This window comes from Noviherbaspirillum sedimenti (assembly GCF_003590835.1).
In the GTDB taxonomy this organism is placed as follows: Bacteria; Pseudomonadota; Gammaproteobacteria; order Burkholderiales; family Burkholderiaceae_D; genus Paucimonas; species Paucimonas sedimenti.
Window position 1 is genome coordinate 2,104,159 of record NZ_QYUQ01000002.1, and the last position, 18,455, is coordinate 2,122,613.

The following is an 18,455-nucleotide window of genomic DNA, read 5'->3' on the forward strand; positions in this document are numbered from 1 at the left end:
GAAGTCACTATATCCACCGACTTCGGGCGACAACCCACCCGTCATGAGTGGTTATAGGGTGGCTGGCCGGGTCACCCGGAGACGCCCTGTCATCGGCCTTTGAAATTCGCACGGCGCTTGGCCAAAAATGCGCTTACCCCCTCAATGAAATCCGCTGTCCTCGTCGCCGCCCTGAAGGCCTTTCGTTCGGCCTCAAGCTGGTCGTGCAGCGGACTGGAAAAGGAATCCTGTACCAGACGTTTGTACTGGCCATAGGCACGGGTGGGACCGGCAGCGACCTGCCTGGCCAATTCTTCAATCCGCGCCGATAACGCGCCATCCGGCACCAGGAAATTGACCAGCCCGATGTCCTTCGCTTCCGCTGCGCTCAATGTCTCGCTCAGCAGCATGAACTGCGCCGCCCGGCGTACGCCAAGTATCCTGGGAAGGAAATATGTCGTGCCACAATCAGGTGCTGCGCCTACCCGGTCATAGGCCATCAGAAATTTCGTACTGTCGGCTGCCACCACGATGTCGCAAGCCGACACAAATGCCAGGCCAGCGCCGGCGACGGCGCCATGCACCGCAGCCAGCACCGGGGCATCCATGGCGCGCAAGGCCTCTATGACCGGATTTAATGCGCCGAGAAGCTCATCGACGACCGTCTCGGCCTGGTCGAAGTCCTCGGCGAAACGGCCAACGTCGCCGCCCGCCATAAAAGCAGGCCCTTTTCCCCTTAATACGACACAGCGCACGCGGCGATCGTCGACCAGCGGAAGAATGCAGTCACGCAGGGCATACGCAAGAGGAATGTCAATCGCATTCAGGACTTGCGGCCGGTTGATCGAAATCCAGGCGATCCCGCTGACAGCATCAAAATCCAGCGCGGCAAGGCTCATGCTGCGGCCCCCCGAAGAGGGGATTGCACTGGTACGCCATCGGTATAAAAACGCCCTCCCTTGGTTTCAAATTCGCGTAGCAACTGCGGCACTTCAAAGCGTGGCCCGTACAGCGCCACGAATTGGTCGCATTGCTTGACGAACGCTTGCGCGCCAATCCCGTCGATGAACGAAAATGGACCACCCAGCCAGGATGGAAATGCCCAGGCCAGCTGCGCGCCAAGATCCGCTTCGGCGGCATCGACCACGACGCCATCGGCCCAGCAACGCGCCGCCTCGATCACTTGCGCGTACAGCAGGCGCTCCTTGACTTCAGCGATATCGATCTCGCGCGCATGCCCCACGAACCCGGTGTCCAGACGCTTCGGCGCGTCGCCAGGGTACAGATAGAAGCCGTGTCCGGATTTTCGGCCAAGGCGCTTGCACTCTTTCAGTAAATCGACGATACGGTTCTGCGCCACGTGGCGGTCATCGGCCCAGGCGCCAGCCTCGCGCGCGCGGAACAAATGGCCAATGTGGTACAAGACGTCAATACCCACTTCGTCGGCCAGCGCCAGTGGCCCGACCGGCATGCCAAGCGCGACGCCGCCATTTTCGATCAGCGCGGCGCTGACGCCGTCGGCCAGCAGGCGGATGCCTTCCCGTATGTACGCATCAACGCAGCGCGAGGTATAAAATCCGTAGCCGTCGTTGACCACAATCGGCGTTTTGCGTATCTGCTGAATATAGTCAAGCGATCGGGCCAGCGTTTGCGCTGAAGTATTCTTGCCCACGATGACTTCGACCAACTCCATCCTGGAGACCGGCGAAAAGAAATGGAGTCCGATGAAATTTTCCGGCCTGATGCTGGACGCTGCCAGTTCATTGATAGGCAACGCCGAGGTGTTTGTCGCAAAGATGGCATTGGCGCTGGTGGCCGCTTCAGTCGCCTTGGTCACGCTCGCTTTCAAGGCTGCATCCTCAAGGACAGCCTCCACCACAAGATCACAATCGCCAAACGCTGCGTAGCTGTCGGCCACGCCAATGCGCGATAACAATGCATCGCGAGCGGCCTGCGCCAGACGGCCTTTTTTCACCTCGATCTCAAGCGCCTGGGCGATGTTGTCGTAGCCGCGCTGCGCCGTGGCCAGATCGCGATCGAGCAGCACGACGTCAATCCCCGCTGCTGCCGACACTTGCGCAATCCCGGCGCCCATGAATCCTGCACCCAGCACACCGACTTTGCCAACCTGCGACTTCGCGATGCCTGCCGGGCGGCGCGCCAATTTACTCGCAGCCTGCTTGGCGAAAAACAGGGTCCGGATCATGTTCTGGGCGACACTTCCCTGCACCAGAAGGACAAAATGCTTTTGTTCGATAAGCAACGCTTTGCCGATCGGCAGGCGAGCGCCTTCGTAAATGCAACGCAGAATTGCGTACGGTGCCGGGTAATTGTCGCGGATCGACGCATGCGTTGCGGCGTTCGCGGCCACCAGGGCGTTGGCATTGGCGGGCGCATAACAGTCACCGCCGGGTAGCCGGAAGCCTTTCTCGTCCCAAGGCGCGCTGGCCTTGACCCGGCCCTCGGACACAGCCGTTTCTGCCGCCTTGCGTAATTGATCCGGCGGAACGATTTCGTCCAGGATGCCAAGGCTGAGCGCATCCTGGGCACTGAGCGCGGTACCCTTGGTCAGCAAGGGAATGCTGCGCGCCACACCGATGATGCGCGGTAGACGCTGGGTGCCGCCGGCGCCGGGCAATAGTCCAAGCTTAACTTCCGGCAATCCAAATTGTGCCCGTGAATTGTCGGCGGCGATGCGGTAATGACATGCCAGCATCAGTTCCAGACCGGCACCCAATGCTGTGCCGCTTGCCGCAGCAACGACCGGCTTGCCGCAAGTCTCAATCCGACGAAACAGATTGCCATAGCAGCTGATGCGCTGCAGCGCGTCGGCCGGGCTCACGTCCGGCCCGGCAAGGTCTGCCATCTGCTCCAGATCGGCACCAGCGATGAAACTGCTCTTGGCCGAACTGATCACGATTGCCTTGATCGCGTCGTCACCAACGAGCCGTTCGAATTGCCTTCCCATTTCATCGGCAAGGGCCGGGGTAAACACGTTCATCGAGCGGCCGGGCAAGTCGATGATCAGGTGACCGATGCTTGCGTTAATTTCAGTGGTAATCATGGATAAGCTTCCTGTGATAATGAGGTTGGACCGGATCGCAGTCCTAGACGCGTTCGATGATGGTGGCAACGCCCATCCCGGCGCCGATGCACAAGGTGACCAGCGCAGTCGACTTGCCGCTGCGTTCCAGTTCGTCGAGCGCGGCGCCAAGAATCATGGCCCCGGTCGCCCCCAGCGGATGCCCCATGGCGATGGCGCCGCCGTTGACATTGATCCGGTCGAAATCGATATCCAGTGCTTCGGCAAAGCGCATGGGTACGGCGGCAAACGCCTCATTGACCTCGAACAGGTCAATGTCCGAAGCACGCATGCCTGCGCGCTTGAGGGCTTTTTCCGCGGCAAATGACGGGCCGGTCAGCATGATGGTCGGCTCGGACCCGACTTCGGCAAAGGCGCGGATGCGCGCCCGCGGCTTCAGGCCGGCTGCCTTGCCGGCGGACGCCGAGCCGATGAGCATGGCGCATGCGCCATCGACGATACCGGATGAATTGCCGGCATGGTGGACATGGCCGATCGCCTCCACTTGCGGATAGCGTTGAATCGCCAGCGCGTCGAAACCGGCGGCACGTCCGATTTCGGCGAAAGACGGCTTGAGCGCAGCCATATCGGCCAGCGTGCATGACGGCCGAACAGTCTCGTCATGCGCCAGCAGGATTTCTCCGAGGATGCCCTTGACCGGCACCACCGAAGCATTGAAGCGCCCTTCCGCCCAGGCATGGGCAGCGCGCTGGTGACTGCGCACCGCAAACGCATCCACATCGGCACGGCTATAGTTCGAGAGCGTCGCCATCAAGTCGGCGCTGACTCCCTGCGGAATGAAATTGGAGGTAAATGCCGTGACCGGGTCCACGCTCCAGCAACCGCCATCGGACAGCATGGGCACACGCGACATCGATTCGCTACCGCCGGCGACAATGAAGCCATCCGAGCCAGCGGCAATTTTTGCAGCGGCCATATTGCAGGCCTCCAGCCCGGATCCGCAGAAACGGTTGATCTGCACCCCCGCTGCTTCCTGCGCATACCCGGCCTGCAAGGCAGCGAGCCGGGGCAGGCACTGTCCCTGCTCGCCAATCGGCATGACTACGCCGAATATCACATCATCTACCGTGCGCGTATCAAGCTTGTTGCGGTCGCGCAGCGCGGCCAGCACCGTGGCGGCCAGATGCACCGCGGTCGCCTCGTGCAGCGCGCCATCAGGCCGTCCCCGTCCGCGGGGCGTACGTACATGGTCAAAAATCAAGGCTGTCGTCATTTCATTTCCTCCTGAACTTTCAAATTTTCATTGCAAACGGGGCAATCCCACCTGGCCCGTCTGCGCATCAACACGTCATTGCGAAAATGGCGCAGCACGCTATGCCGACCACAGGCCGCCCTCGACCGGGAGAATTGCGCCCGACAGATAGGCCCCCGCGCGCGAACACAGGAAGATCACGGCACCGCCGACATCTTCCGGCGACCCCAGCCGGTGCGCCGGGATCGCCGCCAGCATCTGTTCTTTCAGGCCGGGGGCAGCGGTGAAGAACCCGGCCGTCATATCGCTGGGGAAAAAGCCCGGCGCGATGGCATTCACGGTGATATTGCGGGCCGTCAAATCGGAGGCGAGCATCCGGGTGAGGTGATGCAGTCCGGCCTTGGTCGCGCCATAGGCATAGGCCTGGCTGCTCTTGGCCCACAAGCCTGCAATCGATCCGATGTTGACGACGCGCGCCGGGCTGCCTGCCTTGGCTGCGGCGGCCAGTTGCGGAAGCAACTGCTGCACCAGGAAAAACGGTGCGCGCAGGTTGAGCGCAACTTCGCGGTCCCAGCTGGCATCGTCAGCCGCCTCGATCGGGCCGGCGCTGAACGCGCCGGCATTATTGACAATGATGTCCAGTGCCGGCGCGTGCTGCGCAATGGCGCCAGCGGCAGCACGCACACCGTCCATCGTCGCCAGGTCATGGCGCAGGAAGGTGCAGCTGCCCTCGCGCGCCAGCTCGGCGGCGAAACGCTCGCCCTCCTCTGCCGAGCGCGCCACTACCAGCACTTTGCAGCCGGCCCGCACCAGTGCCCGGCTGATCATGGCGCCGACACCCTTGGCGCCGCCAGTCACGACCGCGGTCCTTCCCTCGATAGAAAACAAGTCATTCAAAAATCCACTCATGGCAATTCCTTTCAGGAGCCGGTTAATTCTGTTGATATTGAAGATTCGTAAAATGGCGTCATCACACTTTTTCCGTGGATGGCTTATTTTCCAGACCGGCTTGCGTCTCCCGCGCCAAGTCGATTCTTTGCAGCGGAACAAACTTCACGGCGGTGCTTGCAAACTGCGCCGGGTTCCTGAATTTCGCCAGTATCTGCGGCTCGATCTGCCTGACTTTCTTGACGTTGGCTTCCTTGATGTGGCCAAAGCCCCTGATCTGCGCCGGCAAGCCGGCAAATTCCACTGCGGCCGCATGGTTGGAAGCTGTCAGCACTCCGGCCATCATCGTCAGCTGCGCCTCGTAGTCGTCGATCAGTCCTCGCTCCATCCGCCGTTCCTCGGTGTAGCCGAATACATCGAACGCCGTACCGCGCAGGAATTTAAGGCGGGCCAGTAGGCCGAAGGCATGGCCGACCCAGGAACCGAATTCGCGTTTGACCAGCTGTCCGGTAAGCGGATCGCGCTTGGCGAATAGCGGCGGCGCCAGGTTGTAGCGCAGCTTCATTTCACCGGCGAAATTTTCCTTCAACTGTTGCTTGAAGCTGGGCAGGCTGTAGAGACGGCCGACCTCGTATTCATCCTTGTAAGCCATCAGCTTGGCAAAATTGCGTGCCACGGCGACTGCCAGGGCAGTGCTGCCCGGCTGAATCCGCGCCTCCGCCGAGGCGACCTTCTCGACCAGCCGTTGGTAACGCTGCGCGTAGGCGGGATTCTGGTAAGCGCTCAACAGTGCGACCCGATGCGCCAGGATATCTTCGAGCTTGCTCAATGGTTCGAGCTCCGGCTCCGGCCGGCTGCGCACTAGTTTCTGCTCAAGCCGATCTGGATCAGCCGCCAGCAAGCGCCCGAGCGCAAACGCAGTTTTGTTGAACTCGACCGACACCGCATTGATCTCGATTGCGCGTCCGAGCGCTTCGGGCGACACCGGCAGCAGGCCCTTCTGTGACGCGTAGCCGAGCATGAACAGGTTGGCGGCAATCGAGTCGCCGAGCAGGGCCAGGCCCAGCCCTGTCGCATCAACGTCATACAGGCGGCCATCTCCAACCAGCTTGCCCAGGCTATTGACCAGCAAGGGCTGATCAATCTGCAGATCCGGATTGCGCTGGAAGGCAGGCGTCGGCGTGATGCGGGCATTCACCACGACCGCAGACTTGTCTTTTGCCAGTGTGTTCACGGCCTCTTTGGACAGCGCAGCCACGGCGTCAAAGGCGAGCGCCAGGTGGGCTTCGCCGATGCCCAGTTTCTGCGCCCCCAGGTCATCGACCTTGGCGCCGATCCGCACATGGCTGTACACGGCGCCGTTCTTCTGGCTCAGGCCCGTCATGTCGAACGTTGAACAGGCCTTGCCTTCCAGGTGCGCCGCCATCGCCAGCAGCGCACCGACGGTAACCACGCCGGTGCCGCCGATACCCGAGACCATGATGTTGTACACGCCGTCATTCAGCGTTGCAATGGCGGGCACTGGCAGACCGTCGATGTTATCCCCGGACAGCGAAGTACGCTCCGGCTTGCGCGGCTCGGCGCCAAGCACCGTCACAAAGCTCGGGCAGAAGCCCTTGACGCAGCTGTAGTCCTTGTTGCAGCTGGACTGGTCGATCTGGCGTTTGCGGCCAAGTTCGGTCTCCTTCGGCCAGACGCTCACGCAATTCGACTTGACCGAGCAGTCGCCGCAGCCTTCGCACACATCGCTGTTGATGAACATGCGCTTGGCGGGGTCCGGATACGTGCCGCGCTTGCGGCGGCGGCGCTTCTCGGCGGCGCAGGTCTGTTCATAGACGATCACGGTGACGCCCTTGATCTCGCGCAGGGTGCGCTGGACGCTGTCGTAATCGTCCCGATGGTGAACCGTCACTCCTGCTTCCAGGCCGCTCTGTGACCCGTAGTGGCCCGGATTGTCGGTGACCACGACGCAGCGCACGGCGCCTTCCGCCAGCACCTGGCGGGTAATGTCGCCGACCGACAGCGGTCCGTCGACGGGCTGCCCGCCAGTCATCGCGACGGCATCGTTGAACAGGATCTTGAAGGTGATGTTGACCTTGGCCGCGACAGCGCCGCGCACCGCCAGCAGCCCTGAATGATAGTAAGTGCCGTCACCCATGTTCTGGAAAATGTGCGGCATGTCCGAAAATTTTGCCAGGCTGTACCAATGCCCGCCCTCGCCGCCCATTTGCGTATTGGGCAGCATTTTGTCGTCGCTGTACATCGCCATCGCGTGGCAGCCGATGCCGCCGGCCGCATAGCTGCCGTCCGGCTTGCGGGTGCCGGTGTTATGCGGGCAGCCAGAACAGAAGTACGGTGTGCGTACCGTGCCGGCCGGGCTGGCTGCGGCCACGCTTTCCATCTGCTGTGCGAGCACCTTGGCGCAGGCATAGACGGGATCTGCAGCCACAGCCAACCGGCGCAGGCGTTCTGCAATAACAATTGCCAACTGGATCGGTTCGAGCTGGACATCCGAGGGGATCATGAATGTCCCGTCTTCATCGGTCTTGCCGACGATCAGAGGTGCATTCGCCCGCCCGTAGAGGATCGTCTTGGCCTGATTTTCGGTAAGCCCTTCCTTCTCCTCGACAAACAACAGCTCGGCCTGGCCGGCGGCGAATTCCGACAAGCCTTCGCGCTCGACGGGAAACATGCAGCCCAGCTTGTAGAAGGAGATGCCCAGCCCGGCAGCGCCTGCAGCGTCCAGATGGAGCAGCTTCAATGCTTGCAGCACATCCTGCACCGCCTTGCCGGTTGCAACGATCCCCAGCTTGCGCACCGGGGCATCGATCAGCACGCGGTCGATGCCGTTGGCGCGAACAAACTTCTCGACAAGCGGCCACCGATAGCGCTTGGCGACGACCTCGGAGCGCTGGCGATCCACATGGGTGGCAACATTGTGAATGCCTTCAGGAGGCAACTCGCCCCGGTCGGGAAAGACCGGGCCCTTGGCATGCGCGCCGATTTCGACCGTCATGGTCTGTTCAAGTGTCTCGTTGCAGAGCTTGAATCCGGTGTACAAGCCCGTGTAGCGCGACATCGCGAAACCCAGCAGGCCAAAGTCGATCACATCCTGGACATTCGAAGGCGCCAGGATCGGCATGCCGACATGCATAAGCGCGACCTCGCTCTGATGCGCGACGGTCGAGGATTTACCCGAATGATCGTCGCCGGCGACGATCAACACGCCACCGTTCGGATGGGTGCCTGCGATGTTGCCGTGCTTGAAGGCGTCGCATGAACGATCCACCCCTGGGCCTTTGCCATACCAGATCGCGAACACGCCATCCTTGTTCGCCTGTGGCGTCGTCGCCAGCATCTGGGTGCCCCACACGGCCGTGGCCGCCAGGTCTTCGTTGACGCCGGGCTGGAACACGATGTCATTCTTCTCGAGAAGCTTGCGTGCGCGCCACAGATCCAGATCGTAGGAGCCCAGCGGCGAGCCACGGTAGCCGGAGATGAAGCCGGCGGTGTTGAGTCCGGCGCTGCGATCAATGCCCCGCTGCAGCAGCGGCAGGCGAACCAGCGCCTGGATCCCCGACATCAGGACGGAACCGTTCTCGCAAATATATTTATCGTCAAGCGTTACGTTGCGCATAGTTCTTCCATTTCTCATTGCCTAAATTGTATGCAGCGTTTTTCTCGATCAGATAGCTGCCCAGCGCACTGTCGAAGTCGGCCATAACGACCCTGCTGCTTGCGCGTTTCGACATCAGCGCGAACCACGCTTTCAGTCCTTCGGTCTCGGCCAGCAACGAACGGCCATATTCAAAGCACGTCACGCGCTCGGCGATATCGAAGCAGTAGTAGGCGAACAGATCGGCATAGCTGAGTTCTTTTCCCAGCAAAAAAGGCCAGGGCGCGCCAAAACGGCCCAGCGCGCTGCTGGCACGAATGAGCATCCGGCGCACCGCCTCGACCGTCTCCGGGCTGTTCTTTCCATCCATGAACACGCCTGGATACAGCGTACGTACTTGCGCCTCCACATACATCTGGATGATGTTGATGATCTGGCGGCCGCGCGCACGCAAGTAAGGATCGACCGGATGCAGGCACGGGCCGTCCTGCGTGTCCTCGATATATTCCAGAATCGCGACCGTCTCGCTCATCCACCCTTGCGGCGTCTCGAGCACCGGGATCTTCCCCATTGGGCTGTGCGCGAGGAAATCAGGCTGCTGGCTGGCGCGCACTGTGACAATCTCGAATTCCACGTTCTTTTCGATCAACGCCGCACGGACAATATTGAAATAGTTACTGACGGCGTAGCCGTGGAGTCGCAGGGCGGGCATCATGGGCTCCCTGCCGTTTCGGCAGCGAATATCTTGCCGGGGTTGAGAATTCCGTTCGGGTCGAGCGTCAGCTTGATGCTTTGCATAAGATTGCGCTCGACTTCATTGCGGCTGATCGGAAACCAGGCCGCCTTTTCCAAACCGATGCCATGTTCGGCCGACACCGACCCACTGATCGCGCGCAGCGGTTCATAGACACAGGTTTCGACCGCATGCCGGTCATTTTCGCCACCGGCGCCGATCGCGATGTGCAGATTGCCGTCACCGACGTGACCGAGGAAGGCGATCGCACCCTGCGGCCAGCGCGCGCGCAGACGTGTGGTCACTTCGCGCATATACGCTTCCATATGTCCCACTGCGAGGCTGACGTCGAACGCATAGAAGGGCTGGAAGTCGCGCACCAGATGCTCCAGATCCTCGCGGATGGCCCAGATTCCTTGGCGCTCCCGCTCGGAGCGCGCAATGATGGCGTCGCTGCACAAGTCCTGTTCAAGGCCCTGGCCCAGGGCCTGCTCGAACAATTGCGTATCGCGTTCCTGATCGGCGCCGAGCGCCTCGATGATCGCGTAAAACGGCTTGTCGGCCGGCAGCGGCGCCGCATGCCGGCCGGCACCGGTATTTGTCCGGTAAAAATTATGATCAATCAGCTCAAAGGCGCTGAGCTGGCCCCCCAGTGCGCCATCCATGTGGCGCAACAGCCGGGATATCTGATCGAAGCTGTCCGCACAGACCAGAGCGGTGTTGCTGCTGGTCGGACGTTCGCGCAGCCTGAGTACGAGGCGGGTAATCACGCCCAACGTGCCTTCGCTGCCGATGAATAACTGCTTCAAGTCGTAACCGGTATTATTCTTGATCATGCGGTTCATCGACGACACGATCCGGCCGTCGGCCAGCACCGCCTCCAGGCCGAGCACTTGTTCGCGCATCATGCCGTAACGGATCACGCGCATGCCACCGGCATTGGTGGCGGCATTGCCACCCAGCTGGCAGGATCCGCGTCCGCCCAGATCGAGCGGGAAGCTCAGCCCGAATCCTTCAATATGATTTTGGAAGGTTTCGAGCACGACGCCAGCCTGAACGGTAGCAGTGCGATTGGCGAGGTCAACTTCTTCAATGGCGTTCATGCGTTCGAGTGAAAGCGCGATCTCGCCAGCCCGGGTCTGGGTGGCACGCACCCAGCCCGACATGCCCCCCTGGACCACGACCGGCTGGCCAGCGGCATTACACAGCGCCAGCACTTGCGAAACCTGCTCCACGCTTGCCGGACGCACGATGGCGTCCGCACCGATTTCAGACATGAAAAAGCCAGGGTAACGCGAGCGCACCTCGCTGCCAGCAATCACACCTGCCGCGCCCACGATTTCGCGCAACTGATCCAGCAAGGCTGTATTCATACCGCCACCAGAATGTCATCACCGTCGACCCTGACCGGATAGATGTCCAGGGCCAGCGAAGGATCATCAGTGCACACACCGCTGTTCAGATCGAAGGTCCAACCATGCCACGGGCAAGTCAGCCAAGCCCCCTCGAGATCGCCGCACTGGATCGGGCCGCCCGCGTGCGGGCATTTACCGCTGGTCGCCACGACTTCATCCTTGATGTAGAAGACAGCGATTTTCTGGCCGTCAAGAGTGACATCCAGGGGCTTACCGTCTTTGAGTTCCTTCAGGGAACCAACCCGCTGCATGGGTTTCATCGTTATCACCTTTCTTGAGTTTCACGGGCAGCGCTGCAGCCCGCTTGCAAAATATGATTCCATCCAGACCGCTTCTTTGCTGAACGCCATCAGCGCGCGCGGCCGCCCCGGCGGCAGCTTTCAGAGCGCCGCCGGGATGCCCTCGCTCATGCCGCTGCAAGCTGCTGGAACACCGGGATCGCATCCCAGATGCTGCGCTCGAGGATGATCTTGCCGTCTTTCCAGCCCATCACGGTCACGCCCCGGGTCTTGGTGATCTTGCCGGCTGCCGGCCGCCCCAGGAAGTCACCTGCATGCTTGGTTTCCCAGGTCCACTGGAACGAGCCGAGCTTGTCATCGCCGACGTAATCAAACACATCGAATTTGTTGTAGCTCAGCTCCGGATTGCTGATCACGAAGCCGGAAAAAAACTTCCGCAATGCCGCCGGATCGTCCTTGATCTGTATGCCGAAATTGACGTCTTCGAATTGAAAGCTTGGCGAGTAAAGCGTCATCAACTCGTCGGTGCCATTGGCGAAGAGTCCGATCCAGTGTTGCGCCCATTTAAGATTCATTTTTTATCTCCTATTTAAATATCCAGAACCAGAAGCTGGCTCCTGGCACGCGAACAACAAGGCATGAACTGGTCATTCGCCGCGCGCTCGGCGTCAGACAGACAAACGTCCCGATGATCCGGCTCGCCATCAAGCACCCGCGTCAGGCAGGTGCCGCAGACTCCCTCGTTACAGCCGACGGGAATGCTGATGCCGTTCTGCGCCAGGACGTCCGTGACTTTTTTATCCTTTTCGATGGTGTAGACCGCTCCGGTGCTTGCAATCTTCACGTCAAACGCGCGGCTCGCCGATGGGTCTGCAGATTCCGGCGCGGCGAAATACTCGCGGTGCAGGCGTTCTCCCGGCCAGCCGGCAGCATCCGCCGCAGTGAGAATCGCCTTCATGAAGCCCGTCGGGCCACAGACATAGAGATGCGTCCCGGACTGGGCAGCGGTCGCGACGAGCAGTTCTGGAGCATTCAGCCGCTGCTCGTCGGCACCGTCGTCAACATGAAAGAACACGCGACCGGCAAAAGCGGAGTTCCGTATGCGATCATAAAAAGCCATCCGGTTCTGCGCGCGTGCGCAGTAATGCATTTCAAAATCGGCACCGGTATGCCACAGGTACTCGGCCATGCAGAGCATGGGGGTTACGCCAATCCCGCCCGCCATCAGCAGCGAACGGCCCGCGCCGTGCTGCAGCGGGAACAGATTGCGAGGTTCGCTGATCATCAGCGTATCGCCTTGCTGGACGCGGTCATGCAGGGCCACCGAGCCGCCGCGCGAAACCGGGTCGCGCAATATGGCAATCAGGTACGATTGCTGCTGCGACGGGTGATTGCACAATGAATACTGTCGCAGCAAGCCATCGCCGACTTGCACGTCAATGTGGGCGCCGGCCGAGAACGGCGGCAGCACGCCCCCGTCGCAGCGAGCCAATTCAAGACTGACGATGTCTTCCGCTTCATGCTGCTTTTTTTTCACAACTACTTCAATCATCACATCCTCCTGGTAATTCATTCGCGCGGGGCGCAGGATTATTCGCGCCTTTCCGCCTGTCCTGCCGCCACATCCGCTTAGGACGCAGAGGCAGATATGCCATAGATACAGTTCAAGACGGCATCCTGCCGCTGGTTGTCGGCGCCGATTGCGTCTATGGTTTGCATGACATCCAGACCACGCAGGCCAAGCTGGGTGGGACGTCCGGCATCGACCATGCGGTAGGCTGCCCGGATCGGATACACATGGACATTGCCGATGCTTTGGAACAGCGTCGCACCAACGGCAGAGAACACTTCCGTCAGGCAAGCAGCCAGGCTCGACTGATCCTGGCAGACGATCTGGATCGCGACGTCAAAGGTGGTTTCGGGTGTCTGTGCATGCTCGACACCGGCGGGACTCCACCAATGCGGGTCGCCGGAAATGAGCACATGCGACCGCAATTTCAAAACGCCTGCACGATCCAGCAGCGCAGGCAGCAAGGTGCTCTCAATCGCGCCGACGGTATCCGCCCCCGCCTGTTCGGGCCGGCGTCCGACCAGCAGGAAGGCACTGGCTGCTTCCGGCCGTTCGGCGTCCGGCTTGCCATCCTGCGCCAACCGGTCTACATACGTACGGCTTGCGCCCGGCGCAAGGTTGTACAGAAGCGAAGTCTGAAACACATTGCGCTCGTCCTCCTGGATCAGCGCAGCCACTGCGCTCGTCGCCAGGCCAGCACGGTCCTGTTCTTTTTCATAGAGAACTTCCGCAATGCCATCGAACTTAACCGAACGCCCAATCGCGGCAGTCGCGGTTTTCACCGTCATCTCAACATCCTGCAAAGGCTCATCGAGGTGGAACTGAAGGTAGGATTCAAAGCCAGGGATGCGCGCCGCCAGCACCCCGTGCACATCGCGCCAGTAGCGAGAAAAGAGCGATTGGGAAATGCCATTTTTTTTCACAAGCAGAGCGATAGTTGTCACTGCCTCATCATTTTTCTTTGATGAATTTTGTGTGGGCAGAACGGCTGTCATTACCATGTTAGGTCTCCTTGAACCCAGGGGCTCGCCGATTTTGAATAATGCGACGGGAGCGTGCTTGCTCACCCGGCGCAGGCCGTTTCAGGACATGAAGAATGGAAGCGCCCATTGCACCAGCACACCATAAAGAAGGGATGCCCCCGCAGCACCAGCACGCGAGATCACGGCAGCAGGGTGTGAAAAGCCATTCCGGAAGAAATCAAAAATATTCATGCTTGTCTCCAACTTTTATTTTTCCTGACAGCTTTTTGTAGTACAGCGTCACTATATCCATCGGCTTTCGACGACGACCTACCCTTCTTGAGGGGTTATTGGGTAGCTGGCCGGCTTCGGATTATTCGCTCGATCTCTTTTCGAAATCTGCAGCATGGAAGGGGTATGGAGGGCAGAAAATTTATGACATACTCTTTAAAAATTAAAAGTTGGAGACAAGCATGAATATTTTGAAATTCATTTTTTATTGCAATTCATCCCCTGCAGCCGCGATCGCGCAAGCCAGTGCTGGCGCAGGGTGCAAGCTCGCGTCCTTGTCTCCGGCAGTGCGTTGTGCCGGGCATACCAGAATTTAATTTTTTCGCGCTAATTTCCATTGCAAGAGGACACGTCAACACATCGCGATGGCGTCAATGTGTTGACGCCATCGCTCCTCTTTCTGGATGCTTCTTTGCCAACCGAATTTAGTCGAGACGACTTCGAGGTTCAGCCATGATCACGACCAAAACCGTTCCACCGCGCTACCGGCGCAAGCTTGTCGACCGGGCACGCCTGATCGACCGACTCAATGAAGAGGCCTACCACAGCCTCATTTTCATCAAGGCCGCGAGCGGCTTTGGCAAGACCTCGTTGCTCACACAATGGCGCCAGAGCCTGGTTACTCAAGGATGCAAGGTTGGCTGGATCAACCTGGATGCATCCGATAATGAAGAGAGCCAGTTCCTCACATACTGGATAGCCGCCCTGCAGCAGGCCGGATGCGACTTCGGCCAAGGCGCACTTGCCGTCTACCGGCGTGGCGAAACGAACGCCATCTCCTCATTCGTGACTGCCCTGATCAATGATCTTTCGACACTTGACGCCGAGATCTATCTCGTGCTCGAGGACTACCACTACATCGTCAACCAGGACATCCATGACATGATCGAGCGCGTGCTCGATTACGCCCCCACCAACTTTCACCTGGTTATCTCCTCGCGCACCGGACTACCCTTCCCCCATCATCAACTGCGGGTGCACGACCGGATCACAGAGATCGGGGTCAAGTCGTTGCGCTTCACCTTCGACGAGACTCATGCGTTGCTGGCTGAGCGCGTGTCCGATCAGGTCGAACCGGAGCAGAGCCGCACGCTGCACGATGCCACGGAAGGCTGGGTGGCTGGAATCCAGATGCTGTCGATGGCCTGGCGGGCCGACGGCAATACGCATGGCACGCAAAGCGCGCTGGCCGTAGCACACAGTCATCTCTCCGAGTCGATACTGCAGAGCACCTTCGAACGCCTGCCGCCGGAAACGGCCGACCTGCTGGTGCAGATGTCAATCTTCGACCGCTTCGCAGCGCCACTGTGTGAAGCGGTCATCGGCGTATCCCATGTCGACGAAGTGCTGGAAAAACTGGCATCCGACGGCGTGCTCCTCGTGCCGCTTGATCATGAAGATAACTGGTATCGCTTCCATCCACTGTTTGCCGAGTATTTGCGGCGTCAACTGGTGAAGCGCGTTGTGGAACATCTGGGTGGGCTCCATGCCAAGGCAAGCGACTTTCTGGAGGATCCCGAGTCCATCAATTCGCCCCAGTTCTCGAGCTTCCTGCGAATATGCCGCAGTACGCTGGCCCTGGTGGACCTGCCGGCCCTGCATCTCAAGGCCAGCGTGTGGTTCGAGAAACAGGGCTATCTGATCGAGGCGGTCCAGCATGCGCTAAGCGCAGGCGAAAATACCTACGCCCATGACCTGATTGAACGATGCGCCATGACGGCCGTCGAGCAAGGCAACCTGAACAACGTCCTTGCCTGGGTCGCCAACGTCCCCGCAGAACTGCTGGCAACGCGCTGGCGTTTGCGCCTGGCGAAATTCTGGGCGCTAGCATTGAGCAATGACCTGACGGGCTCCCAAACCGAACTGGATGGCCTGTCTGCCGGCGTGTCATTGCCAGGCGGTATCACGCCATTCGAATTCGCGGTATGCCGAAGCGCCCTGGCATGCATCAGCGAGCACAGCAACGTTGCGCTTGAGCTCGACGCCATGACAATGCCGTCGGGAGATGTATTCCACAACACTGTCGCGTGCAATGTCCTGAGTTATGCTTACGGCTATGCCGGGCAGTTTGAAAAGGTCAAGGCATTCCAGACCCTGTTCAGGGAAAACCTGAAAAAAACAAAATGGACCATCGCCCTTTCGTACGACCGCAGCTTCCTTGCCCGGCAATTCATGATGCAGGGCGATTTTGCCACGGCGATTTCTGGCTTGCGCGATGCTCTCGCTCTCGCCGAGGAGAAGTTCGGTCGCCGCTCGACGCCGGCATGCGCAGTCGCCAGCTATCTGGCCGAAGTGCTTTACGAAACCAACTCGCTCGCCGAGGCAGAAAGCCTGCTGGCAGGACGGCTCGACGTCATGAACCAGTTGCTGTTTTTCGAAAGCGTGGTGCAGGCTTACCTGACTGGCGCCAAGCTGCGCTTCATCCGGGGCGATATGGATGCGGCCTGCGACTTGCTGGACCAGCTCAAGACCTACGGCGCCAGCAAAGGCCTGGTGCGGCCGATCGCGGCATCGCTCGGCGAACGGATCAGGATGGCGCTGCTGCAGGGCGACCAGCTCACCGCGTTGCTGCTGCAGCAACAACTTGAAGGCCTCGCCATCCCCTATGGCGCCGAGCCGAAATGGGCGACATTGGGCAATGCGATGGAGATGCCGCTGATCGCGCGCCTGTCGCGCGTGCGCTGCGCCATTGCCAGTGACGACGCCGACAGCGCGTTGGCCTTGCTGGACTCGCTGGCCGGCACGCCGGTGATCGCCTGCCGCCACGGCATCATGGTTTGCATCCAGCTGCTGCGCGCGATGGCGCTTGATAGGCAGGGAAACACCGAGAAAGCAGCCATGGCGATGTGCGATGCAGTTCGGCTGAGCATCCGCTCGGGAATGGTGCGCAGCTTCACGGATGAAGGGCACGCCTGCCAAACGCTGCTTGTATCGGCCCGCGCCAGGCTCGCTGCCGAAGAGCCTGGCAACGGGGTCCTGGACAAGCACTTCGGGACCATCCTGGCCGCATTCAACACGAACAAGCAAGCGTGCCGCGAGATGTCCCCGCGCCGTGAAGAAGACTATGCGAATACTGGACCAAACCGGCTGAGTACGCGCGAGTGCGATGTTCTTAAACTGCTCGCACAGGGCATGCCGAACAAACGTATCGCCGCAACAATGAATGTTTCGATCGACACCGTCAAGTGGCACCTGAAGAACATTTTCGGCAAACTGGATGTCGTCGACCGTGTCGATGCGGTCGACAAGGCGCGGCGTACCGGCATCATTGCGCACTAGCGCTGGACGCAAAAAAATAGATATCGTTGGCTTTCCCAACGATATCTATACCGGCAATGGCCGTCCGTCCCTGGCAAGCGCCGACGCCATGCTAATTGACGCTAATGTCGGACATACGGCAGTTGCCGAACGAGCATGCTGTTATCTAACTGACGGGAAATATGGCATATCGATCTGATCAAACATGCCGCCATAGCCGAGCGCTTTCTGCATTTCCCAATCCACCATCGAATAGGGATGGCCGAGATCAAACGCGCTGGCCTGATCAAGCTCTCGCAACGTCGCCGCATCCAGTACCAGTTCGCTTGCCTTGATGTTTTCTCGCAATTGATTGACCGATGTCGCTCCGGCGATCGGGATGACACCGCGCGACATCACCCATGCCAGCGCCACCTGCGAAGAGGCGACGTCAAGACGATCCGCGACAGCATCTACCGCCAGCGCAATTGTGCGGTTGCGTGCATTGAGTTCCTGCAACTGCATCGACTCCAGCCGCACAGAGCCGCCATGCTGATTTTGCCGGGTGTACTTCCCGCTCAGAATGCCGCCTGCCATCGGCGACCATGCAGTCACGCCGATGTCATAGGTGTTGGCCAAAGCCAGGTGCTCTCGCTCGATGGACCGCTGCACGAGGCTGTACTCAAGCTGCATGCAGGCGATCGGGGCAAGCCCGCGCAACTCATGGAACGCCTGGGCGCGCGACACAACCCATGCCGGCACATCCGACAAACCGATATGCAGGATCTTGCCGGCGCTGATCGCGTCGTCCAGCGCGCGATGGACCTCTTCCACCGGCGTGGTGAAATCCCACCAGTGGACGAAATAGAGATCGATGTAGTCAAGTTCAAGACGCTTGAGACTGGCATCGAGCGACTGCGTCAGGCTCTTGCGGTGCATCCCTGCGGCATTGGCGTCATTCCTTCCCGGCACCGCATTGGCATACTTGGTGGCGACCACGAATCGCTCCCGATCGCTCGCCACCAGCCGGCCAACGATACGTTCGCTTTCGCCGCCGGTGTACATGTTGGCGGTATCGATGAAATTTCCGCCAGCTTCGGCATAGGCTTCAAATACCGCGCGCGATTCTGCTTCCGGGCGGGACCAGTCACTTCCAGGCCCGAAAGTCATCGTGCCCAGGCACATTTTTGAAACCCGTAATCCGCTCCGTCCCAGGATCGAATAGCGCAT

The 18,455-nt window shown here is 60.1% G+C and carries 14 protein-coding genes; 1 reads left to right on the forward strand and 13 read right to left on the reverse strand.

The features are described from left to right. Positions 1-89 precede the first annotated feature (89 nt). From D3878_RS09810 to D3878_RS24635, 12 genes are all read right to left on the reverse strand, one after another. Positions 90-878, reverse strand: coding sequence for an enoyl-CoA hydratase/isomerase family protein (locus D3878_RS09810; protein ID WP_119785302.1), 789 nt, complete (start codon positions 876-878; stop codon positions 90-92). Next, positions 875-3,043 (reverse strand): 3-hydroxyacyl-CoA dehydrogenase NAD-binding domain-containing protein, encoded by a 2,169-nt coding sequence (locus D3878_RS09815; RefSeq protein WP_119785303.1) that lies wholly within the window; start codon positions 3,041-3,043, stop codon positions 875-877. The genes D3878_RS09810 and D3878_RS09815 overlap by 4 nt, the downstream gene beginning before the upstream one ends. Before the next feature lie 43 nt (positions 3,044-3,086). Further along, positions 3,087-4,295, reverse strand: coding sequence for an acetyl-CoA C-acetyltransferase (locus D3878_RS09820; RefSeq protein ID WP_119785304.1), 1,209 nt, complete (start codon positions 4,293-4,295; stop codon positions 3,087-3,089). A 99-nt stretch (positions 4,296-4,394) separates the two neighbouring features. Further along, a complete protein-coding gene (locus D3878_RS09825) occupies positions 4,395-5,183 on the reverse strand; it encodes an SDR family oxidoreductase (RefSeq protein ID WP_199688127.1) in 789 nt (262 codons plus the stop codon). 61 nt (positions 5,184-5,244) lie between these two features. Further along, complete coding sequence (locus D3878_RS09830; protein WP_119785305.1) at positions 5,245-8,799, reverse strand: indolepyruvate ferredoxin oxidoreductase family protein; 3,555 nt, start codon at positions 8,797-8,799, stop codon at positions 5,245-5,247. Further along, on the reverse strand, positions 8,780-9,493 hold the full coding sequence (locus D3878_RS09835) for a glutathione S-transferase family protein (RefSeq protein WP_119785306.1): 714 nt from the start codon (positions 9,491-9,493) through the stop codon (positions 8,780-8,782). The genes D3878_RS09830 and D3878_RS09835 overlap by 20 nt, the downstream gene beginning before the upstream one ends. Further along, the gene (locus D3878_RS09840; protein ID WP_119785307.1) at positions 9,490-10,884 is read right to left on the reverse strand and encodes an FAD-binding oxidoreductase; all 1,395 of its coding nucleotides are present in this window, start codon (positions 10,882-10,884) and stop codon (positions 9,490-9,492) included. The genes D3878_RS09835 and D3878_RS09840 overlap by 4 nt, the downstream gene beginning before the upstream one ends. Beyond that, complete coding sequence (locus tag D3878_RS09845) at positions 10,881-11,186, reverse strand: Rieske (2Fe-2S) protein (RefSeq protein WP_119785308.1); 306 nt, start codon at positions 11,184-11,186, stop codon at positions 10,881-10,883. The genes D3878_RS09840 and D3878_RS09845 overlap by 4 nt, the downstream gene beginning before the upstream one ends. Before the next feature lie 146 nt (positions 11,187-11,332). Then, positions 11,333-11,740, reverse strand: a complete 408-nt coding sequence (locus tag D3878_RS09850) for an ester cyclase (RefSeq protein WP_119785309.1) — start codon at positions 11,738-11,740, stop codon at positions 11,333-11,335. A gap of 14 nt (positions 11,741-11,754) precedes the next feature. Next, on the reverse strand, positions 11,755-12,717 hold the full coding sequence (locus tag D3878_RS09855) for a PDR/VanB family oxidoreductase (protein ID WP_119787808.1): 963 nt from the start codon (positions 12,715-12,717) through the stop codon (positions 11,755-11,757). Positions 12,718-12,794: 77 nt separating this feature from the next. Then, positions 12,795-13,679, reverse strand: a complete 885-nt coding sequence (locus D3878_RS09860; RefSeq protein WP_158592230.1) for an EthD domain-containing protein — start codon at positions 13,677-13,679, stop codon at positions 12,795-12,797. Positions 13,680-13,817: 138 nt separating this feature from the next. Then, positions 13,818-13,949: a hypothetical protein gene (locus D3878_RS24635; protein WP_274381907.1), complete on the reverse strand. Its 132-nt coding sequence runs from the start codon at positions 13,947-13,949 to the stop codon at positions 13,818-13,820. A gap of 492 nt (positions 13,950-14,441) precedes the next feature. On the opposite strand from D3878_RS24635, the gene D3878_RS23770 reads away from it, so the two are divergent. Then, positions 14,442-17,267 (forward strand): winged helix-turn-helix domain-containing protein, encoded by a 2,826-nt coding sequence (locus tag D3878_RS23770; protein ID WP_158592231.1) that lies wholly within the window; start codon positions 14,442-14,444, stop codon positions 17,265-17,267. A 141-nt stretch (positions 17,268-17,408) separates the two neighbouring features. Here D3878_RS23770 and D3878_RS09870 read toward each other — a convergent pair whose 3' ends face one another. Continuing rightward, positions 17,409-18,455, reverse strand: a complete 1,047-nt coding sequence (locus tag D3878_RS09870) for an aldo/keto reductase (protein ID WP_119787810.1) — start codon at positions 18,453-18,455, stop codon at positions 17,409-17,411.